17 protein-coding genes are annotated in these 16,852 nt (G+C 63.5%); 9 read left to right on the top strand and 8 right to left on the bottom strand.

Going from position 1 to position 16,852, the window contains the following annotated elements; genetic code table 11:
* Nucleotides 1–2 precede the first annotated feature (2 nt).
* Nucleotides 3–1,220, bottom strand: coding sequence for an MFS transporter (locus IAE36_RS05140; RefSeq protein WP_201210767.1), 1,218 nt, complete (start codon nt 1,218–1,220; stop codon nt 3–5).
* Complete coding sequence (locus IAE36_RS05135) at nt 1,210–3,123, bottom strand: IucA/IucC family protein (protein ID WP_201210765.1); 1,914 nt, start codon at nt 3,121–3,123, stop codon at nt 1,210–1,212. Before IAE36_RS05135 ends, IAE36_RS05140 begins: the two co-directional genes overlap by 11 nt.
* A 285-nt stretch (nt 3,124–3,408) precedes the next feature.
* Between IAE36_RS05135 and IAE36_RS05130 the strand changes: the two genes are divergently transcribed.
* The 4 genes from IAE36_RS05130 to IAE36_RS05115 all read left to right on the top strand — a co-directional run bounded on the left by IAE36_RS05130 (nt 3,409) and on the right by IAE36_RS05115 (nt 6,607).
* Entirely contained in the window at nt 3,409–4,311 is a 903-nt protein-coding gene (locus IAE36_RS05130) for a LysR substrate-binding domain-containing protein (RefSeq protein WP_201164869.1), read from the top strand.
* Between the two features lie 158 nt (nt 4,312–4,469).
* A complete protein-coding gene (locus IAE36_RS05125; protein ID WP_060483314.1) occupies nt 4,470–5,081 on the top strand; it encodes an FMN-dependent NADH-azoreductase in 612 nt (203 codons plus the stop codon).
* A 164-nt stretch (nt 5,082–5,245) separates the two neighbouring features.
* The gene (locus IAE36_RS05120; RefSeq protein ID WP_201210762.1) at nt 5,246–6,130 is read left to right on the top strand and encodes an EamA family transporter; all 885 of its coding nucleotides are present in this window, start codon (nt 5,246–5,248) and stop codon (nt 6,128–6,130) included.
* 177 nt (nt 6,131–6,307) lie between these two features.
* The gene (locus tag IAE36_RS05115) at nt 6,308–6,607 is read left to right on the top strand and encodes a hypothetical protein (protein ID WP_060483316.1); all 300 of its coding nucleotides are present in this window, start codon (nt 6,308–6,310) and stop codon (nt 6,605–6,607) included.
* 41 nt (nt 6,608–6,648) lie between these two features.
* On the opposite strand, the gene IAE36_RS05110 is transcribed toward IAE36_RS05115, so the two are convergent.
* Nucleotides 6,649–6,981 carry a hypothetical protein gene (locus IAE36_RS05110; RefSeq protein ID WP_028634211.1) on the bottom strand — a complete coding sequence of 111 codons (333 nt, stop codon included), beginning with the start codon at nt 6,979–6,981 and terminating at the stop codon, nt 6,649–6,651.
* Between the two features lie 493 nt (nt 6,982–7,474).
* Here IAE36_RS05110 and IAE36_RS05105 point away from each other — a divergent pair, with 493 nt between their 5' ends.
* Nucleotides 7,475–8,467, top strand: a complete 993-nt coding sequence (locus IAE36_RS05105; protein ID WP_028634210.1) for a bile acid:sodium symporter family protein — start codon at nt 7,475–7,477, stop codon at nt 8,465–8,467.
* Nucleotides 8,468–8,506: 39 nt separating this feature from the next.
* Here the strand turns inward: IAE36_RS05105 and IAE36_RS05100 are convergent, their stop codons facing one another.
* The 4 genes from IAE36_RS05100 to IAE36_RS05085 form a co-directional block, all read right to left on the bottom strand.
* A complete protein-coding gene (locus IAE36_RS05100) occupies nt 8,507–9,052 on the bottom strand; it encodes a cupin domain-containing protein (RefSeq protein ID WP_028634209.1) in 546 nt (181 codons plus the stop codon).
* 80 nt (nt 9,053–9,132) lie between these two features.
* Nucleotides 9,133–10,338 (bottom strand): MFS transporter, encoded by a 1,206-nt coding sequence (locus IAE36_RS05095; protein WP_201210760.1) that lies wholly within the window; start codon nt 10,336–10,338, stop codon nt 9,133–9,135.
* 38 nt (nt 10,339–10,376) lie between these two features.
* Nucleotides 10,377–10,955, bottom strand: a complete 579-nt coding sequence (locus tag IAE36_RS05090) for a cytochrome b (protein WP_201210759.1) — start codon at nt 10,953–10,955, stop codon at nt 10,377–10,379.
* Nucleotides 10,952–11,998 carry a catalase family peroxidase gene (locus IAE36_RS05085; protein WP_201210758.1) on the bottom strand — a complete coding sequence of 349 codons (1,047 nt, stop codon included), beginning with the start codon at nt 11,996–11,998 and terminating at the stop codon, nt 10,952–10,954. The genes IAE36_RS05090 and IAE36_RS05085 overlap by 4 nt, the downstream gene beginning before the upstream one ends.
* 129 nt (nt 11,999–12,127) lie before the next feature.
* Here IAE36_RS05085 and IAE36_RS05080 point away from each other — a divergent pair, with 129 nt between their 5' ends.
* Together IAE36_RS05080 and IAE36_RS05075 are read left to right on the top strand one after the other, a co-directional pair.
* Nucleotides 12,128–12,649 (top strand): sigma-70 family RNA polymerase sigma factor, encoded by a 522-nt coding sequence (locus IAE36_RS05080; RefSeq protein ID WP_201210754.1) that lies wholly within the window; start codon nt 12,128–12,130, stop codon nt 12,647–12,649.
* Nucleotides 12,646–13,398, top strand: a complete 753-nt coding sequence (locus IAE36_RS05075) for an anti-sigma factor family protein (protein ID WP_060483321.1) — start codon at nt 12,646–12,648, stop codon at nt 13,396–13,398. Before IAE36_RS05080 ends, IAE36_RS05075 begins: the two co-directional genes overlap by 4 nt.
* Nucleotides 13,399–13,424: 26 nt before the next feature.
* On the opposite strand, the gene xthA is transcribed toward IAE36_RS05075, so the two are convergent.
* The gene (xthA, locus tag IAE36_RS05070) at nt 13,425–14,237 is read right to left on the bottom strand and encodes an exodeoxyribonuclease III (RefSeq protein WP_028634204.1); all 813 of its coding nucleotides are present in this window, start codon (nt 14,235–14,237) and stop codon (nt 13,425–13,427) included.
* Between the two features lie 162 nt (nt 14,238–14,399).
* Between xthA and IAE36_RS05065 the strand changes: the two genes are divergently transcribed.
* Together IAE36_RS05065 and IAE36_RS05060 are read left to right on the top strand one after the other, a co-directional pair.
* A complete protein-coding gene (locus IAE36_RS05065) occupies nt 14,400–15,050 on the top strand; it encodes a GNAT family N-acetyltransferase (protein ID WP_201210752.1) in 651 nt (216 codons plus the stop codon).
* A gap of 53 nt (nt 15,051–15,103) precedes the next feature.
* Nucleotides 15,104–16,846, top strand: a complete 1,743-nt coding sequence (locus IAE36_RS05060; protein WP_201210750.1) for an autotransporter assembly complex protein TamA — start codon at nt 15,104–15,106, stop codon at nt 16,844–16,846.
* Nucleotides 16,847–16,852: the final 6 nt, after the last annotated feature.

The raw sequence follows: 16,852 nt of genomic DNA, 5'->3' as shown, positions 1-16,852 counted from the left end.
TTCTAGGCATTATGGGTGGGGTTGGCAGAAACGAACGAAGCAGAGGCACCGTGGTGGCGGCGCACAAGGCCGATGAACAGCGCAGCGCAGAGGTAGGCCGAAGCCACGAACCAGAAAGCGTGGTGCAGGCCGACGGTGGCCATGGCTACCCCGCCGACCACGGTGCCGAGCAATGCACCGGCCTTGGCCGCGCTGTTGCCAAGGCCCATGGCGAAACCTTGTTGCTGGTGACTGACGGTGGTAGCGATGAGCATGTAGGCCACTGGCAGCAGTGCCCCTTGCCAGACACCCCAGACCAGCCGGGTGGCCATGAACGCTGGCCATTGGCCGACGAGGGCGGTGGCTGCCAGCGTTGCCGCACACAGCCAGGTCACGCGCTCGATCACCTTGAGCGTTTGTGCGGGCTGCAGCCGGTCAAACAGGCGCCCCCACAGGGGTGCCGACAACGCCAGGGTCAGTGCGCTGGCCCCATAGGTGGCACCGATGATCCAGCTGGGTGCGGTGAGCACTTCAGCCACATACAGCGCATAGAACGGCTGCGGCATGATCTTGGCAGCCTGAACCAGCACGATGATCAGCAGAATGCCGCCCAGCCAGCGCCTGGGCAGGGGCGACGCCGAGGTGCCCTGGTGTTTCGCGGCGCGGGCACGTGCGGGGTCGGCTGGCAGCCAGGCGCTGACCAGGGCGCACGCCAGGCAGATGCCCGTGGCACTGAAGCACAGCACTGCGAAACCTGCGCTGTCCATCAGCCAGCCACCGAGCACCGGCCCCAGCAGCGAGCCGATCGCGGTGACGGACTGCAGGTGCGCCAGGGTACGCCCGCGGGATGTAGGGGTGCACCAGTACAAGGCATACGCCTGGGCCGCCGCCAGAAAACCTGCCAATGCGCCTTGTGCAATACGCACGCCCACCAGCCCCCACGGGTTACTGATAACCCCCGCCAAGCCTTGGCACAGTGCCAGGGCCAGCAAGGCGCGCAGGATCATCGGCTTGTGGCCGGTGCGGTCACCCAGCCGCCCCCACAGGGGTGTCAGCAGCATGGCGGCGATCATGGGGCCGGCATACACAGCCGACGACAGCAGTGCGATCACTCGCGGGTCGTCGCCACCTGACAGGGCCTGAATTTGCAGCGGCCAGAACGGCCCGCTCATCTCCATGGCCCCCATGGACAACAGCTGGATGACGATCAGCAGTCGCAAGGCGAATGCATCAGCCTTCATCAGGTGTGTTCCGCAACGGGTTCGCCAACCGGCCAACGATGTCGGCATGGCTGTCGAGCAGGCGCATGCGCATGAACGACTTGGCCGGCCAATCGTGCTGCAGCAGCGCGTCGTGCTCTTGCTGCCAGCGGCTCGGCAATACTTGTGGTTCAAGGGTATTGAAGCAGCGCTCTATTTCCTCGGCGAGCAAGCCCCACAACGCTGCCTGCGGTGTTTCCCAGTGACATGCACACAGCAATACCAGCTCGCCCAGGTGGCACATGAACGTGGTATGCAACAGCTTGTCGCGAACGAACGCATCATCGTCGAACAGTGTCATCAACGGGTCATGCAGTGCCAGGTCCAGACCATGGGCATGCAGGGTGGCACGGTGGATGCGTATATCGCCGAAGTCACGAATCAGCAAGCGGGCGGGAGCGCCATCGGCACCCATGACCATGAAGCTGTTCTGTTGATGGGCCTCGAAAGCCACCCCGTACTTGAGGTACATGCCCAGCAGCGACGGCACGGCGATGCCGATGTAGCGTTGGAAGAAGTCCAGCATGCCGGTACTGTCGTCACACCCTGTGGTCAGCAGCACCCACTGACGCAGCAGTGGCCTGCCTGCTTCGTCGGTGGCGAAGAGGCTGCCCACCGGGATGGCGATTTCCCCTTCAGCCAGAAGGCTGGCAGGGTTGTCCCGGTACAGGACACCCAGGTGGCGCGCGCGATCATCGTTGCGAGGTACGGGCGTGTAATGCACGCCAATACGCTCGGGCACGATGTCCAGCAGGGTGGCAATGGCGGGTTCACGCTCAAGCATCTGCTGCAGCAGCTGGCTTACCCTCGGCCCCATGCGCGCCGACCGGGGCGAAACAGTGCGCTGTACGCTGGTCAAGCGCAGCGACACCGGCAGCTTGACCATCGGCGCCGTGAGGCTGGCCTCGGGCAGCACGGTGCGGAATGACATGGTGGGCGCGGCGTTGAAGGCAGTGATGTCGGTCGGCACGAGCAGCCGGTCCGATATCTCCCCGGCAAATGCCTGGTACAGCGATTGTTCAGCCTGCCAAGGGTGCACTGGCAGCGGAACGTAGTCGGCGGCGTTAAGGCCGTTGTCCAGCAAGTGGTCCTGCAACTGGCTGGCTGCCTGTGGGAAGCGCTGCTGCCACCACTGCCAGTAGTCATCGGTTTCAGGCAGTCGTTCGATGTGGGCATACTGGCGATGCAGCGCATACAGACGTACGCCAACGTTTGCGCAGAACTCCGGTGAATACTGCACGACCTGCTGCGTGGTCAGGCCAAGTTTGGTCTTGTAGTTGGGGTGCCATGGGTGGCCCAGTGTGCCCCATTGCTCGAGCAGAATGGACGGGTTGGCAGGCGCCTCCATGCGCCTCAGGCCCTGAAGCAAACTGCAACTCGCCATGCTGCGGGAGAGGTCATGCGACCATCGGTTGTGGTAAGCCAGGCACAACGTGTCATTGATCAGGCTGTCGTCAAGTTCGGCGGCCAGCCTGGCAATGATGGCGTCTTCGGGGGCCTGTTCAAAAGTGCCGCTCAATGCGGTGAGCAGTTCGGAAGGCCAGGCGATGCGGTAACTGGCTTGGCCGTCTACTTGATAATTAATGTGGCCGCGAACATCCCAACTGTTCATGCGCCCGGGCCGTAAGTAATCGAAGCGGAGTGTTGCGTTGGCGCGTGGCACTTCAATAAAGGGCTGGGCTGCGAATACGGTATCTGTGGCGGCGACCAGACCCTCTCTCAACAAGGCCTGGACCAGGCGCTGGAAACTCCGCGTCTGGGCCGGCTCGAGTGCTGAGTACAAGTCTGAGAGGGTGACGGACCTGGCGGAAAAGTGCGGAGTTGTGAGGGCTTCTGCCCAACGAGCCAATAGAAGTTGCTCGGCGGATTGTGTAAAGGGAAACATGCGAGATCCTTTTCGCGGGGTGTCCTGAAGGTGGCAGAGCGTACAAATCCGTAAGTGTAAATGCAAGCCAATATCAATAGCATTTGTGTCTGGCGCTCCGTCGCAACTTTCCTGGGGCGCTTCCAGCTCTTTCAACTCGCGCTGTCCGACACTAAAACCTGACGTGATGATCAACTTCAAAGTTGCGTGCCATGCGCAATTGCAAGTTCAGCAAAACTTGCAATGCGGGCAGTGTGCCGGCACTGAGGTATAGTCAGGCCTTCACGCGCGGAACCCGAGTTACCAGTGATTGACCTCAACGACCTGTTCATCTTCGTCAAGGTAGTGGAGCACGGCGGCTTTGCGGCGGCCTCCAGGAAAATCGACGTGCCCAAGTCCAGGCTCAGCCGCAGGGTGCTGGCGCTGGAAGAACGCCTTGGCGTGCAACTGATCCACCGCTCCACCCGGCGTTTTGCCGTGACCGAGATCGGTATGGACTACTACCGCCATTGCCAGGCCATGGTCGAAGAGGCCGAGGCGGCGGAGGCCAGGGTGCTGTCGGCCAAGCGCGAGCCCCAGGGCATCATCAGGATTACGTGCCCACCCGGGCTGGGGGCCCTCGGCGCCAACGCCATGATTGCCGACTTCATTGCCTTGTACCCCAAGGTGCTCGTGCACCTTGAAAGCACCAACCGTGTGGTGGACCCGTTGAGCGACGGGGTCGACATTGCGTTGCGGGTTCGTTTTCCGCCGTTGGCCGATGATGGCCTGGTGGTGAAGCGCCTGGGGGACAGTTGCCAGCGCCTGGTCGCGAGCCCTGGCCTGGCTGCGGGGTACGATCACGGCGACCCGCTGCAGGCGTTGGCGAAACTGCCGACCATGGCGCTCTGGCCTGCCAGGCCGACCCATGAGTGGGTATTGTTCGACGAGCTGCGCAATGCCTTGAGGGTGCAGCACGTACCCAGGCTGGTGACTTCGGACCTGAGCGCGCTGCATCATGCTGCGCTGATCGGCGTGGGTGCAGTGCAACTGCCGGAGATCATGGTGCGGGGCGACCTGGCAGCGGGCCGGCTGGTGGAGCTATCGCCGCACTATCGCCCGCAGAGCGGTTTGATTCATGCGGTGTTCACCTCGCGCAAGGCCTTGCTGCCAGCGGTGCGTGCCCTGCTGGATATGCTCGGGGAGCGATTTGCGCTGCTTGAAACCTAGGCGCGCAAGCAGGGTTTTTCACGGTCAATCCGCTGGCATTGTCCCACCCATGGAACGAACTGGCACAATTCCACCGCCTTAACAGCGTTTGTCGTTCCACGTAGGATGCTCCCATCCTGGCCGCGCTACATCGCGGTTCTCATTCCAAGGAGCGTCCCATGAAACTGTTGCACATCGATTCCAGCATCCTCGGCGACAACTCTGCCTCCCGTCAGCTCAGCCGCGAAGTGGTCCAGGCCTGGCAAGCCGCTGACCCGAGCGTCGAGGTGGTGTACCGCGACCTGGCAGCAGACGCCATCGCCCATTTCTCTGCAGCTACGCTGATGGCGGCCGGCACAGCCGAAGATATGCGGGACGCCGCTCAGGCGTTCGAAGCCAAGCTCAGTGCCGAAACCCTGGAAGAATTCCTGGCTGCCGATGCGGTGGTGATTGGTGCGCCTATGTACAACTTCAGCGTGCCTACCCAACTGAAGGCCTGGATCGACCGCATCGCGGTTGCCGGCAAGACATTCCGCTACACCGAGGCCGGCCCGCAGGGCCTGTGTGGCGACAAGAAGGTAGTGTTGGTCTCCACCGCAGGCGGCTTGCACGCCGAGCAGCCGACTGCCGTTGGCCATGAAGAGTTCTTGAAGGTGCTGCTGGGCTTCATTGGTATCACTGACTTGCAAATCGTGCGCGCCCATGGGCTGGCGTATGGGCCTGAGCAGCGTACCCAGGCGATTGACGCCGCCCAGGCGCAGATTGCCAATGGGTTGTTTGCTGTGGCTTGAGGGGCGGTGCCTGGCGGGTGAACCCGCTGCCACTGTGGGCATGGCGTACTGGCTGTGGCAGTTCTCTGCGCGACAGGTTTCAGCCTCATGGTGGTCGGTGGAACAGGAATACCGTTATGCTGTAACGAAATATGTCTAATTCGTTCGCATAAGGAAAACCCACAATGCCGCTCAAGGACCTGCTCATCGCGCTGGTGGTAATCGTCGCGTGGGGCGTCAACTTCGTGGTGATCAAGGTGGGCCTGGACGGCCTGCCACCCATGCTGTTGGGGGCGTTGCGTTTTCTGTTGGTAGCCTTCCCGGCCGTGTTGGTGATCAAACGGCCCAAATTGCCCTGGCGCTGGCTCATCGCCTACGGCGCGACGATTTCCCTGGGGCAGTTCGCCTTCCTGTTTCAGGCCATGTACAGCGGCATGCCGCCTGGCCTGGCATCGCTGATTCTGCAGTCGCAAGCGTTTTTCACCCTGGGTTTTGCTGCGCTGTTTCTGGGTGAGCGCTTGCGCATGGCCAGTGTGCTCGGCCTGCTGGTGGCCGCCAGCGGCCTGGCGCTGATCGGTAGCGAAGATGGCAGCCATGTGCCCGTGCTGGCGCTGGTGCTGACCCTGTGCGGCGGGGCGATGTGGGGGTTGGGCAACATCATCACCCGGCGGTTCGGCTCGGTGAACCTGGTGGCCCTGGTGATCTGGGGCGGGCTGATCCCACCGCTGCCGTTTCTGTTGCTGTCGTGGTGGCTGGAGGGGCCGGAGCGCATCGGCCATGCCTTGGCCAACATCGGCTGGAGTTCGGTATTTGCCCTGGCCTACCTCGCTTTCGTCGCCACTATCATCGGCTACAGCCTATGGAGCACGCTGCTGTCGCGCCACCCGGCAGGCAAGGTTGCACCGTTTTCGCTGCTGGTGCCGGTGATTGGCCTGAGCTCCTCCGCGTTGCTGCTGGGCGAACGCCTGACCACGGTGCAGGGGTGGGGCGCGTTACTGGTGATGGCTGGGCTGCTGGTCAACGTGTTCGGCGCACGCATCGGGCAACGGCTATTGGCCGCCCGCGGCTGAGCTGGCCCGGCGGTGCTGAGCCTTGAAGCGCTGCGCGCCCGACGGCGCCCCCGCCCAACGGCGGGGTTTTCTGGCGATTCATTGACACGCCTCAGGGCATTGCCCGGTAGTGCTCGCGTCTTCGTGTGGGCTATGGTCTTCTGACGCAGTCATTGCGTAACGGAGGATTGGACGCTCATGCGAGTCAGGGAACAGACGTATTGGCAATGGGCAGATGCCCATCTTCACAGTCGCTGTCACGATGAGGCGCTTAGTGACGGCACGACGCTGGACGTTCAGGTTCGCCTGTCGCGTCTTGGGGCAACACAGCTGTTTATAGGGTTGTACGCCCGCGATGGGCGCGCGTTGGTGGAGGAGTATTACCCGGCGCGCCCTGGTGAAACCATGACCCGCGCCTTGGTGTGGGGGGTTGACCGCGCTCGGGCAATGGCCACTGGCGCGTTGCCTGTGCCTACCCCGCGCAAGCGCCGGGCATGAAAAAGCCCGGCACCTGTGGCCGGGCTCTCTGTAGCAAGCCCTCAGTTCAGCGGTTCGATGACCTTGACTGCTTGCTGCTGGCGAGCAGCAGGCCATTCTTGCTGCAAGGTCTGCAGTACCCGGCCGACAAACTCCGTGTCGGCGGCAGCCTTCTTGCCGACATAACCCTGACCGCGGCGGTACACCTTGAAGCGGGCACGCATGCTGGGCAGGTGTTCTTCGAATTCGTCTTCGATGGTATTAGGTGGCAGGCGGTCAAGCCGCACTTCGCCGCTCTGGCTGACCCACAGCAAATGGTCATCGAGGCTGTCCTTGCGTAGGGCGAACAGCTCAGCCAATTGATCGATGGTTGGGTTGTCATTCAAGTTCATCATAAAGCCCCCATTACCTATTCTCAGGTGATTTTCACAGTTGGCGCCAACTCGATGTAGCGCATTGACAAGGCTGCTACCGCAGCATCGCAACAGGGGCTTTCTCACGCTGCCTTTTGGACAGATCCCTCTCCACGAACGGCCTGCGTTACCGCGCAGGCCGTCTGGAATACCCTTGCCACCGCTCCCGATCAGGGAGACGGCTCAATCATGCACAAGCCGGATGAACGGCGTCAACCGTTTTGTAGTGATTATTTTTAGGAACTACATTTTTGTCGATTTGTCTGACAAAGCGGATCTGCCGGGCCTCACTGAGCGTGCTGGAGGCTCTCCAGGTGACCAGGTTTACCCATGGTGAGCACGGCTTTGAATGCGTTCGCATCCAAGCGCCGGTCGGGGTTGTCCGTTGCGCGACACTGCCAGGGGTTCCGGCGTTAGCGGGGCAGGGCGCAAACCCCTATCCTTCGGCGTTGCACAATGACAAGACGGGAATGTGATGAAGTACTTGCGTATGCTTTTCGACAATTTCACCCTGGCTTTGCTTGGGGTGGTGTTCATTGCCACCGTGTTGCCGTGTTCCGGTGAGGGCGCCGTGTATTTCGGCTGGCTGACCAACCTGGCGATCGGGCTGCTGTTTTTCCTGCACGGCGCCAAGCTGTCACGTGAGGCGATCATTGCTGGCGCCGGGCACTGGCGCCTGCACTTGCTGGTGTTCTCCTGCACGTTCGTGTTGTTCCCGCTGTTGGGGCTGGCGTTCAAGCCGTTGTTCCTGCCGCTGGTTGGCAATGAACTGTACCTGGGCGTGCTCTACCTGTGCGCACTGCCGGCGACGGTACAGTCGGCCATTGCCTTCACCTCGCTGGCCCGCGGCAATGTGCCGGCAGCGATCTGCAGCGCGGCCGCTTCAAGCCTGCTGGGTATCTTCCTGACCCCGTTGCTGGTGATGCTGCTGTTGGGGGCCAGTGGTGACACCGGTTCGGGCCTTGATGCGGTGTTGAAGATCACCCTGCAGTTGTTGGTGCCGTTCGTGGCAGGGCAGATTGCCCGGCGCTGGATTGGCGCGTGGGTCAAGCGCAACGCTCGCTGGTTGAAGGTGGTGGACCAAGGTTCGATCCTGCTGGTGGTGTATACCGCCTTCAGCGAGGCGGTGGTCACGGGCCTGTGGCATACCGTGTCGCCGCAGCACCTGGCCGGCCTGTTCGCGGTCTGCGGCATCTTGCTGGCGGTGGTGTTGCTGGGTACCCACGTGTTGGGCAAGCTGCTGGGCTTCAACCTGGAGGACCGTATCACCATCCTGTTCGCAGGCTCGAAAAAGAGCCTGGCCACCGGTGTGCCCATGGCCCAGGTATTGTTCGTGGGCAGCGGGATTGGTGCGATGATCCTGCCGTTGATGCTGTTCCATCAGATTCAGCTGATGGTGTGCGCGGTGCTGGCGCAACGTTACGCCAGCAGGGCCCATGAGCCACAGGATGTGCAGGCTGCGTCCTGACGAGGCGTGCGGCCCTCGCTCGAGGGCCGCTGGGCGTGCTTAGAAGTTGGCGGGCGTATTGGCGCTGATGATCTCGGCCTCGTCCGGGCCGATGTTCTTGAAACTGTGGGGCAGGGTGGTGGGAATGTAATAGCCATCGCCCGAGCTGAGTACACTCACCTGGCCATCAACCCACAGTTCCACGGTGCCCCGGGTAACCAGGCCACACTCTTCGCCTTCGGCATGCACGATCGGCTCGCCCGAATCGGCACCGGGGGCATACAGCTCGCGCAGCATGCGCATCTGCCGGCCTTCGACACTGGCACCTACCAGCAACATACGCAGCCCGTTGCGCCCCAGGTCTGGCTGCTCACCCGCCCGGAACACATAGCGCTCCTCGCGCACAGGTTCATCGAAGCTGAAGAACTCTGCCAGGCTCATGGGGATGCCTTCCAGCAGCTTCTTCAACGAGCTGACCGAGGGGCTCACACGATTTTGCTCGATTTGCGAAATGGTCGAGTTGGTCAGCCCGCTGCGGCGCGCCAGCTCACGCTGGGAGAGGTTGTTGCGTTCACGCACCAGTTTGAGTCGTGTCCCCGTGTCCATAGCCGCCTTGTAATCAGAGGTGTCAAGAATAATGAGCGACGCGCATTAAAACACACTCTGAGGGCACACGCGCTGTGCATCTAGGCGTGCCTGGCCCGAGGCGTCGGCCACAGCCCCACCAGCAGCAGCAACAGCGCCACCATCACAAAAGGCAGCCGTGGGTCCAGTGCGTACACCAGCGTACCTGCCAGTGGACCAAGCACTGCCCCCATGCCCTGTGCAGCGCCCACCGAGCCTGCCGTAGCGCCTTGCTCCGAGGCCTGCATGGCATTGGCCGCCAACGCTGAAAATGCCGGGAAAACAAAGCCCATGCCAGCAGCGGCCACGAAGTAGCAAGCCCACAGCCAAGGCGCTGTGGTCGCCAGCGCGCCGGCCGCAAAACCAAGGGCCGAAACGGTTGCACCCACCTGGATCATTTTCAGTGGCGGCCATTGCAGCTGCCGCAACAGGACCTGGGCCAGTATCAGTGCAACACCCACCGTGGTCAGTGCGATACCTGCCGCCTGGGCGGCTTCGGCTGCTGCCAGGTGCAAGCGATCCAGCGCAAAAAAGCCAACCACGATCTGTGACACGGTAACGCTGAACATCGCGCTGAACGCTACCAGCAGGGGGCGCCGCAGGCGCCGGTCGCTCAACTTGACCGGGCTGGGCGCGTGGCCCTGGGCCGGTGCATGGGGCTTGAGGTTGAACAACAGCACCAGAAACGCCAATGCCGGCAGCACCGACATGACGTGCAGTGGCAGGCTCAGGCTGTGACGGGCCAGCAGCGCCGCGAGTGCCGGGCCTACCACCAGGCCAACAGCATTGGCCGCCCCCAGCGATGCCATGGCCCGTGCCCGGCGTTGGGGTTCGATATGGTCGGCAATCAGTGCGTTGCAACCCACCGGGATCGCTGCGTACAACGCCCCGATGCAGCCGCGGGCAAGCATGAGGCCGATGAACGCCAGTGTCGGGCCTGGCAACCAGCGCAAGGCCCCCTCGACGAACAGGCACAACACCCAGTACGCCAAGGTAAAGCCTGCGCTGCCCAGCAACAGCACACGCCAACGGCCCAGGCGGTCTGCTGCGCGGCCCCACGGCCGCGCCAGCAGCACCCAGACAACGCCCGCCACCGTCACCGCAGCGCCCGCCTGCCAGGTGGCGAGCCCCAACTGGCGTGCCAGCGGGCCTACCAGCACGACGAAGGCCATCATCGACATGGTGCAGGCCAGGTTGGCCAGTAACAGTGGGCGCAGGTCCAGGGTGCTTGCGGCAGTTGGGGAGGCAGTGTCCTTTGCAGCGATCATGGCGAAGTCCAGGCAGTGCAGATAAGAGGCCGACGATATTAGTAAGAACCATTATCGGCTGTCGAACCCTTTGCGGCGCCCCCTGGGCTCCGGCGGCGCAGAGGCCCGGGCCACATGCTGCGCATCACGCCATCGCGGCGTACCCATGCGTGCATCAGCGCGGCACCCACATGCACCAGCACCGTGGCGAATAGCAGGTAACCTGCCCAGCCGTGGGCCCGGCGCAGTACCGCATACAGTTGCAGGTCATGCGGGGCGATTGCAGGCAGGCCCAGCGGGCGCGGGTACCCCCCGGCGGACAACATGGCCCAGCCCAGCAGCGGCATGGCCAGCATCAACCCGTACAGCACCCAATGCGATGCCGCGGCTGCCAAGCGCTGCAGCGGCGGCAGGTCACGAGGCAGCGGCGGGTGCGGCAGGCTCAGCCGCAGGATGATACGCACGATCACCAGCACCAGCAGCGCAAGGCCTGTCGCCTTGTGCAGGCTGACCAGCACAGGGTGGCGTACGGACAGGTCCCCGACCATGCTGACACCGATGAACAACATCACCAGAATCATCACGGCCATCATCCAGTGCAGCAGGCGAGCAAGTGGGTGGAAGGCGGTGGGTTTCATGGCTGGGCTCCGGTGTTGAGGGACTCGCGGCTACGGCGGTTGAACGACTCCGAATAGGCCGCCGAGCGTGCCGCAAGAATCGGGTCCGCGCTCGGTTTTATGCCTTTCGGCAGAATCAACGGATCGAAGTTGAGGTCACGGCAGGCCCCCTGCTCGGGGGCGTCCACGCCCTGTAGCACCAGGGTGCCAGCATTCACGCTGGGCCTGTCGGCAGGCCAGGGTTTGGCAGGGTCGTCCACAGCATCACCGGGCTCTGCCAATACCAGGCGCAGGGCCCAGCGCAACGGGCCTTTGGCCAGGCGTGCCTGCAAGTCGTGCTGCAGGAACAGCTTGTCATCCACCTGGGGCGGCAGTGCCGCGAAAGGGCTCTGGGGTTCGAGCTGCCAGCGCACCGGGTGCTCACCCCCTTTGGCGTCAATCAGGCGAAAGGCATTGATGCTGTGGTAGGCGGTGCTGGCAAAACTGTCGCTAGGTTTGTACCCCGCAGCCCACTGGCGAAACGGCGCACTTTCGGGGTGTGCAGCGAAGAACGCCTGGACCTTGGCCGGGTCTGGCTTGCCGGTTGCAGGGTCCGGTGTGTTGGCCAGCACCTGCTCGTAGAACGCTTCGGCTGTGCTCACTGCGAGCACTGGCGGGTTGTTCATGCCGGTGCGCCAGACCTGGCCATCGTCGGTGGATAGCTGGATCGCCAGGCTGCGCACGGGTATGGCGGTGTCGGGTGCAAACGGGTTTGCACCGCCAATGGCGAAGCGGCCGATCACCGGTACCTGGGGCTGGCTGAACGCGCGGGCGGTAGACAGGCTTGCAGCCTGCCCGCTGGGTTCGAAGTAGCCGCTCACGCAAAGGCCCTTGGCGTGGTTCTTGCGGTAGCCAGCATAGTGCCCAGCTTGTGCTTCGAAGGTGTCGATGATGCGCTGGGGCGTCAGCGCTGGTGTGCCGAGCCAGCCGGCCGCGTAGGCGAAGCCTGCGCCTGCGGCCAGCATCACGGCGCCAATGGCGGCGAAGCGCAAGGCTTTTGCCGGTCCGTGCAAAGGTGGGTTCATGGGGGCATCCGGTTCAGTGAAGATGCCGGTACGACGGTGGTGGCAAAAATTTATTCCCTGATCAGGAATAGTTTTTTCCGCCAGGCGTCTGTTCTCTACACTCACAGCCTTTAGGGCCGGACCATAGCCATGCAGGACCTGGACGACCATCAGTGGCGCGAACTGCTTGCCCGCCTGCGGCGCTTTGCCGTATGGCTGACCCGCGACCTTGGCAGCGCCGACGACCTGGTCCAGGCCACCGTCGAGCGCGCCCTCAGCCGTCGCCAGCAACAGCGCGACGGCGCAGCTCTGCGCGCCTGGCTGTTCACCATCCTTTATCGGCTGTTCCTCGACGGCAAGCGCCGGGATCGCCTGCATGCGCGCTGGCTGGCCTGGTTCGGGCGCGCTGAGCCGGACGCCGAGCCTGTGGGTGACAATCTGGAGGACATCGTCCTGGCCCAGGCCGACCTGCAGGCCTTCGCCCAGCTCAAGGACGAGCAGCGCGCGCTGTTGCTGCTGGTCAGCATTGAAGGGTTGAGCTACAAGGAAGCCGCCCAAGCCCTGGGCATCCCCATTGGAACCGTGATGTCGCGCCTGTCGCGCGCGCGCACCGCCTTGCGTGAACTTACCGAAGGCGCCCCCCAGCCACCGGCATTGCGGAGACTGAAATGACACGCCTGATCCCCAGCGAAGACGAACTGCACGCTTATGTCGACGACCGGCTTGACGCAGTGCGCAGGGCCGAAGTGCAAGCCTGGCTGGCCAGCAACCCGCAGGCTGCCGAGCGCGTGGAAGGTTGGCGCGCCGATGCCCGTCGCCTGCGGGCAGCACTGGCCGGCTACGCCGAGCCTAACGCGGGCACCCGCGTAAACCGGCAGCACCTGCTGCGCCAGGCGCGGCAACGCCGGCAGCGGCGCTGGGCCGCTGCTGCAATGGTGGTGGTTGCGCTTGGCGTTGGCGGCCTGGGCGGCTGGCACGTGCGTGACGTGTCGCTTGCCCGCGCAGATTTGCCCATGGCCGACGCCGTTCAGGCCCACCGGTTGTTTGCAGGCAGCCAGGTGCTGGACGTTCAGGCCCGCGACGCTGAACAGCTGAGTGGCTGGTTGCAGCGGCACTTCAGCCAGGTAGGCCAGTTGCCAGACCTGAGCGGCTATGGTTTCACCCCGGTCGGCGCCCGTTTGCTAAGCAATGAGCAGGGGCCGGCTGCACTGCTGGTGTTCGAGGACGGCAGCGGCCGACGTATCAGCCTGTTTCTGCGTTCACCCGGCGAGCATTACCGCCGCATGCCGACCGGGCAACGGGTCGACGGCCCACTGGAGGCCCGCTATTGGTCGCACGGGGCGTACAACTTTGCGTTGGTCAGCCAGGCAGACGACAGGCGCGGGGCCGGGGTAGGTGAGGCCCTGCGCCTGGGCTTGTAGCAGTGCCCGGCCAGGGCACGGGCTGATCAGCTGAGCTCAAGCCAGATCGGCGCATGGTCCGACGGCTTTTCCATCCCCCGCAGGTCATAGTCCACACCCGCCGCCTTCAGCCGTGGCACCAGCTGCTGCGAGGCCATGATCAGGTCGATGCGCAAGCCGCGCTTGGGCTCGTCCTCAAACCCACGGCTGCGGTAGTCGAACCAGCTGAAACGGTCGTTCACCTCGGGGTGCAGGTGGCGGAAGCTGTCCACCAGCCCCCAGCCTTTCAGGCGTTCCATCCACTCGCGCTCCTCCGGCAGGAAGCTGCACTTGCCGGTCTTGAGCCAGCGCTTGGCGTTGTCCGGGCCGATGCCAATGTCGCAGTCCTGGGGCGAGATGTTCATGTCGCCCATCACCAGCACCGGCTGGTCCTGCTGGAACTGGCTTTCAAGCAGCGCCTGCAGGTCTGCATAGAAGCGCTGCTTGGCTGGGAACTTGGTCGGGTGGTCGCGGCTTTCACCCTGCGGGAAGTAGCCGTTCATGATGGTGATCGGGTTGCCTTGGGCGTCGGCGAAGGTACCCCAGATAAAGCGGCGCTGGGCGTCTTCTTCATCGGTGGCGAAACCCTTGTGCAGGCTCAGTGGCGCCTGGCGCGACAGCAGCGCCACGCCGTAATGGCCTTTCTGCCCATGGTAGTGCACGTGATAGCCCAGGGCCTGCACGTCTGCGAGCGGGAACTGCTCGTCGCTGACTTTGGTTTCCTGCAGGCCGATGACATCCGGCTGATGCTTTTCGATGAGAGCGGCAAGCTGGTGTGGGCGTGCGCGCAGGCCGTTGATGTTGAAACAGACGATCTTCATGGCAAGACGATCCCGGTAAAACGCGCGATGCTAGCGGACATCGCTGTGCATCACCAGCGTGGCGGCTTCGGGGTGTGGCTGCTAACGTGCGTTGCCAGGTGAACGATGCCCGGCGTAGCGCCTCCAAGGCACAATACGCTCATTCCAGGAGGTCTGCCCGCAATGCCCCACACTACTGCCGCCCCGGCCCGTGTCTGTGTTCTAGATGGTGGTTATCGCCGTGAGGCGCGCGCGCTGCTGTACAACGTGTACCGCAACGACCCTACTTTTGCCTATCTGTTCGATGCCCAGCGCCCAGGCTTTGAGCGGCGCCTGCGTACGCTGATCCGCGAGTGGGTGCGCCAGCATTTCTACCTGCAGTTGCCGGCCGTCGGTCTGCTGCTCGAAGACCGCCTGATCGGCGTGGCGCTGATCGTGCCGCCCCTGCGGCGCCTGGGCGTAGCCGACAGCTGGGCCTGGCGGCTGCGCATGATGCTGGGCGCTGGTGTGCGCTGCACCCGCCGCTTCATGGATTATCAGGCAGCCATCGCCACCTGCATGCCCAGTGACCAGTTGCACGTGTTGCCGCTTCTGGGCGTGCAGGCACAGCATCAGGGCACTCACTACCCTGCGCAATTGTTACAAGCTGTTCAAGAGTGGTGCGCGCAAGACACCGTCACCGAGGGTGTAGTGGTCGATACCGGAAACGAGCACCACCTTGCCTTCTACCAGAGCCAGGGCTTTGTGCAGATCGGCGAAGTTGCCGTTGGGCCGCTCCGCCAGCGCGTGTTCCTGCACGCCAACCCGACCGCTGCCCGCGCCGCTTCGCTGTAAGCAGTGCACGGGGGCGGCTCCCTTGAACGTTTTGGTCTGGTAGCATGCGCCGCATGACTTATTCAGGAAGATTACGCTGGGGCCTGGTGTTCTGGGCTGCCAGTTTTGCTGCATGGGGCCAGAGTGAGCTGTTGGTCAAGGTAAAACCCGCCAACAAGGCGCTCAAGGCCAATGTCGAAGGCTACATAGGCACCTTGGGTAACCGCGACGAAGAAGCGCTTTTGCGTTTCAGTCGCGGGGCAGAGGAGCAGGCGCGCAAAGCCGCTCAGGCACTGGGTTACTACCAGGCCCAGATCAACACCGAGGTCAAGCCCACCAGTGGCGCAGACGGCTCCCCCCAACTGATCATCAGCATTGTCCCCGGCGAGCCGATTCGGCTGCGCAACGTCAACGTGCGCATCGAAGGCCCTGCCAGCGAAATGGCGGCCTTCCGGGTGCCAGACAGCAGGGCCCTGCGCCCGGGCGAGCAGCTCAACCATGGCCTGTACGAAGACGCCAAGCGGCTGATCCAGAACCAGGCATCGCGCTACGGTTTCTTCGCCGGGCGCTTCAGCGAGCAGCGCCTGGCGGTCGACCCCCGGGCCGGGGTGGCGGACATCAGCCTGGTGTACCAGAGCGGCCCGCGCTATCGCCTCGGGGCTGTGTCGTTCAGCGGTGATACCCCGCTGGACGACGACCTGCTGCAGCGCATGGTCGCGTTCAAGCCCGGTACCCCCTACGATTCGGAGCTGATTGCCGAGTTGAACAACGACCTGCAGTCGAGCGGTTATTTCGAGGGTGTGCGCGTCGATGCCGCACCTACCGCCGCAGTGGATGAAAAAATCCCGGTGGACGTGCGCCTCGAAACCCGCAAACCCCGCACCCTGGGGCTTGGCCTGGGCTACTCGACCGACGTTGGCCCACGCGGCAAGGCCAACTGGACCCGGCATTGGGTCAACGCCCAGGGCCACAGCTATGGTTGGGAAACCGAGCTCTCGGCGCCGCGCCAGAACGTAGGGCTGTGGTACGACATTCCGCTTGATCCCCCACTCACCGACAAGCTGCGTTTTGCTGGCGGCTACCAGAATGAGGAACTGGCAGGCACAGACACCCTCAGCAAGCTGCTCACCGTTGGCCCCGAATGGCACAGCAAGTTGCCCAGTGGCTGGCAACGGGTGATATCGCTCAAGTACCAGCGCGAGGAATACCGCCTGGGTGACGATTCCGGCTTGAGCAACTTGCTGATGCCCGGCATCAGCTATTCGTTCCTGCGCAGCGACAACCGCATCGATCCGCACAATGGCTACCGCCTGCAGTTCGACGCCCAGGTAGCCAAGGAGGGGCTGGGCTCGGACACCAACCTGGTGCACGGTAACGTGGTGCTCAAGGGCCTGACCACCCTAGGCCAGAACCACCGGCTGCTTGGGCGCGTTCAGTTCGGGGGCAGCGCCAGCAATGGCTTCAAGAACAGCATCCCGCCCTCGCTGCGCTTCTTTGCGGGGGGGGACCAGAGCGTACGTGGGTACGACTACCAGACCCTGTCACCCAAAAACAGTGATGGCGACCGTATTGGCGGGCGGTATCTGGTCGCGGGCAGTGTCGAGTACCAGTATTCGCTGACTGAAAAATGGCGCCTGGCGACCTTCGTCGACCAGGGTAATGCCTTCAACAACCTGGAACTGCCCAGCCTGAAGACCGGTGTCGGGTTCGGCGTGCGTTGGGTGTCGCCAGTAGGGCCGCTGCGCCTTGATCTGGCCAAGGCACTGGACGAAGACGGTGGCATCCGCCTGCACTTTTCCATGGGGCCTGAGCTGTGAAGCGTG

Origin of the sequence: Pseudomonas sp. S36 (assembly GCF_016647875.1) — a bacterium.
GTDB lineage: Bacteria > Pseudomonadota > Gammaproteobacteria > Pseudomonadales > Pseudomonadaceae > Aquipseudomonas > Aquipseudomonas parafulva.
Note: the sequence above shows the minus strand (reverse complement) of the source record. Positions and strands in the feature narration are given on the sequence as shown.

Bases quoted from the DNA above. Each gene is read 5' to 3' on its own strand.
- IAE36_RS05095 (WP_201210760.1), bottom strand. From the start codon at position 10,338: ATGATCGCTGCAAAGGACACTGCCTCCCCAACTGCCGCAAGCACCCTG.
- IAE36_RS05125 (WP_060483314.1), top strand. From the start codon at position 4,470: ATGAAACTGTTGCACATCGATTCCAGCATCCTCGGCGACAACTCTGCC.
- IAE36_RS05140 (WP_201210767.1), bottom strand. From the start codon at position 1,220: ATGAAGGCTGATGCATTCGCCTTGCGACTGCTGATCGTCATCCAGCTG.
- IAE36_RS05120 (WP_201210762.1), top strand. From the start codon at position 5,246: ATGCCGCTCAAGGACCTGCTCATCGCGCTGGTGGTAATCGTCGCGTGG.
- IAE36_RS05090 (WP_201210759.1), bottom strand. From the start codon at position 10,955: ATGAAACCCACCGCCTTCCACCCACTTGCTCGCCTGCTGCACTGGATG.
- IAE36_RS05100 (WP_028634209.1), bottom strand. From the start codon at position 9,052: ATGGACACGGGGACACGACTCAAACTGGTGCGTGAACGCAACAACCTC.
- xthA (WP_028634204.1), bottom strand. From the start codon at position 14,237: ATGAAGATCGTCTGTTTCAACATCAACGGCCTGCGCGCACGCCCACAC.
- IAE36_RS05135 (WP_201210765.1), bottom strand. From the start codon at position 3,123: ATGTTTCCCTTTACACAATCCGCCGAGCAACTTCTATTGGCTCGTTGG.
- IAE36_RS05105 (WP_028634210.1), top strand. From the start codon at position 7,475: ATGAAGTACTTGCGTATGCTTTTCGACAATTTCACCCTGGCTTTGCTT.
- IAE36_RS05115 (WP_060483316.1), top strand. From the start codon at position 6,308: ATGCGAGTCAGGGAACAGACGTATTGGCAATGGGCAGATGCCCATCTT.
- IAE36_RS05080 (WP_201210754.1), top strand. From the start codon at position 12,128: ATGCAGGACCTGGACGACCATCAGTGGCGCGAACTGCTTGCCCGCCTG.
- IAE36_RS05075 (WP_060483321.1), top strand. From the start codon at position 12,646: ATGACACGCCTGATCCCCAGCGAAGACGAACTGCACGCTTATGTCGAC.
- IAE36_RS05065 (WP_201210752.1), top strand. From the start codon at position 14,400: ATGCCCCACACTACTGCCGCCCCGGCCCGTGTCTGTGTTCTAGATGGT.
- IAE36_RS05060 (WP_201210750.1), top strand. From the start codon at position 15,104: ATGACTTATTCAGGAAGATTACGCTGGGGCCTGGTGTTCTGGGCTGCC.
- IAE36_RS05085 (WP_201210758.1), bottom strand. From the start codon at position 11,998: ATGAACCCACCTTTGCACGGACCGGCAAAAGCCTTGCGCTTCGCCGCC.
- IAE36_RS05110 (WP_028634211.1), bottom strand. From the start codon at position 6,981: ATGATGAACTTGAATGACAACCCAACCATCGATCAATTGGCTGAGCTG.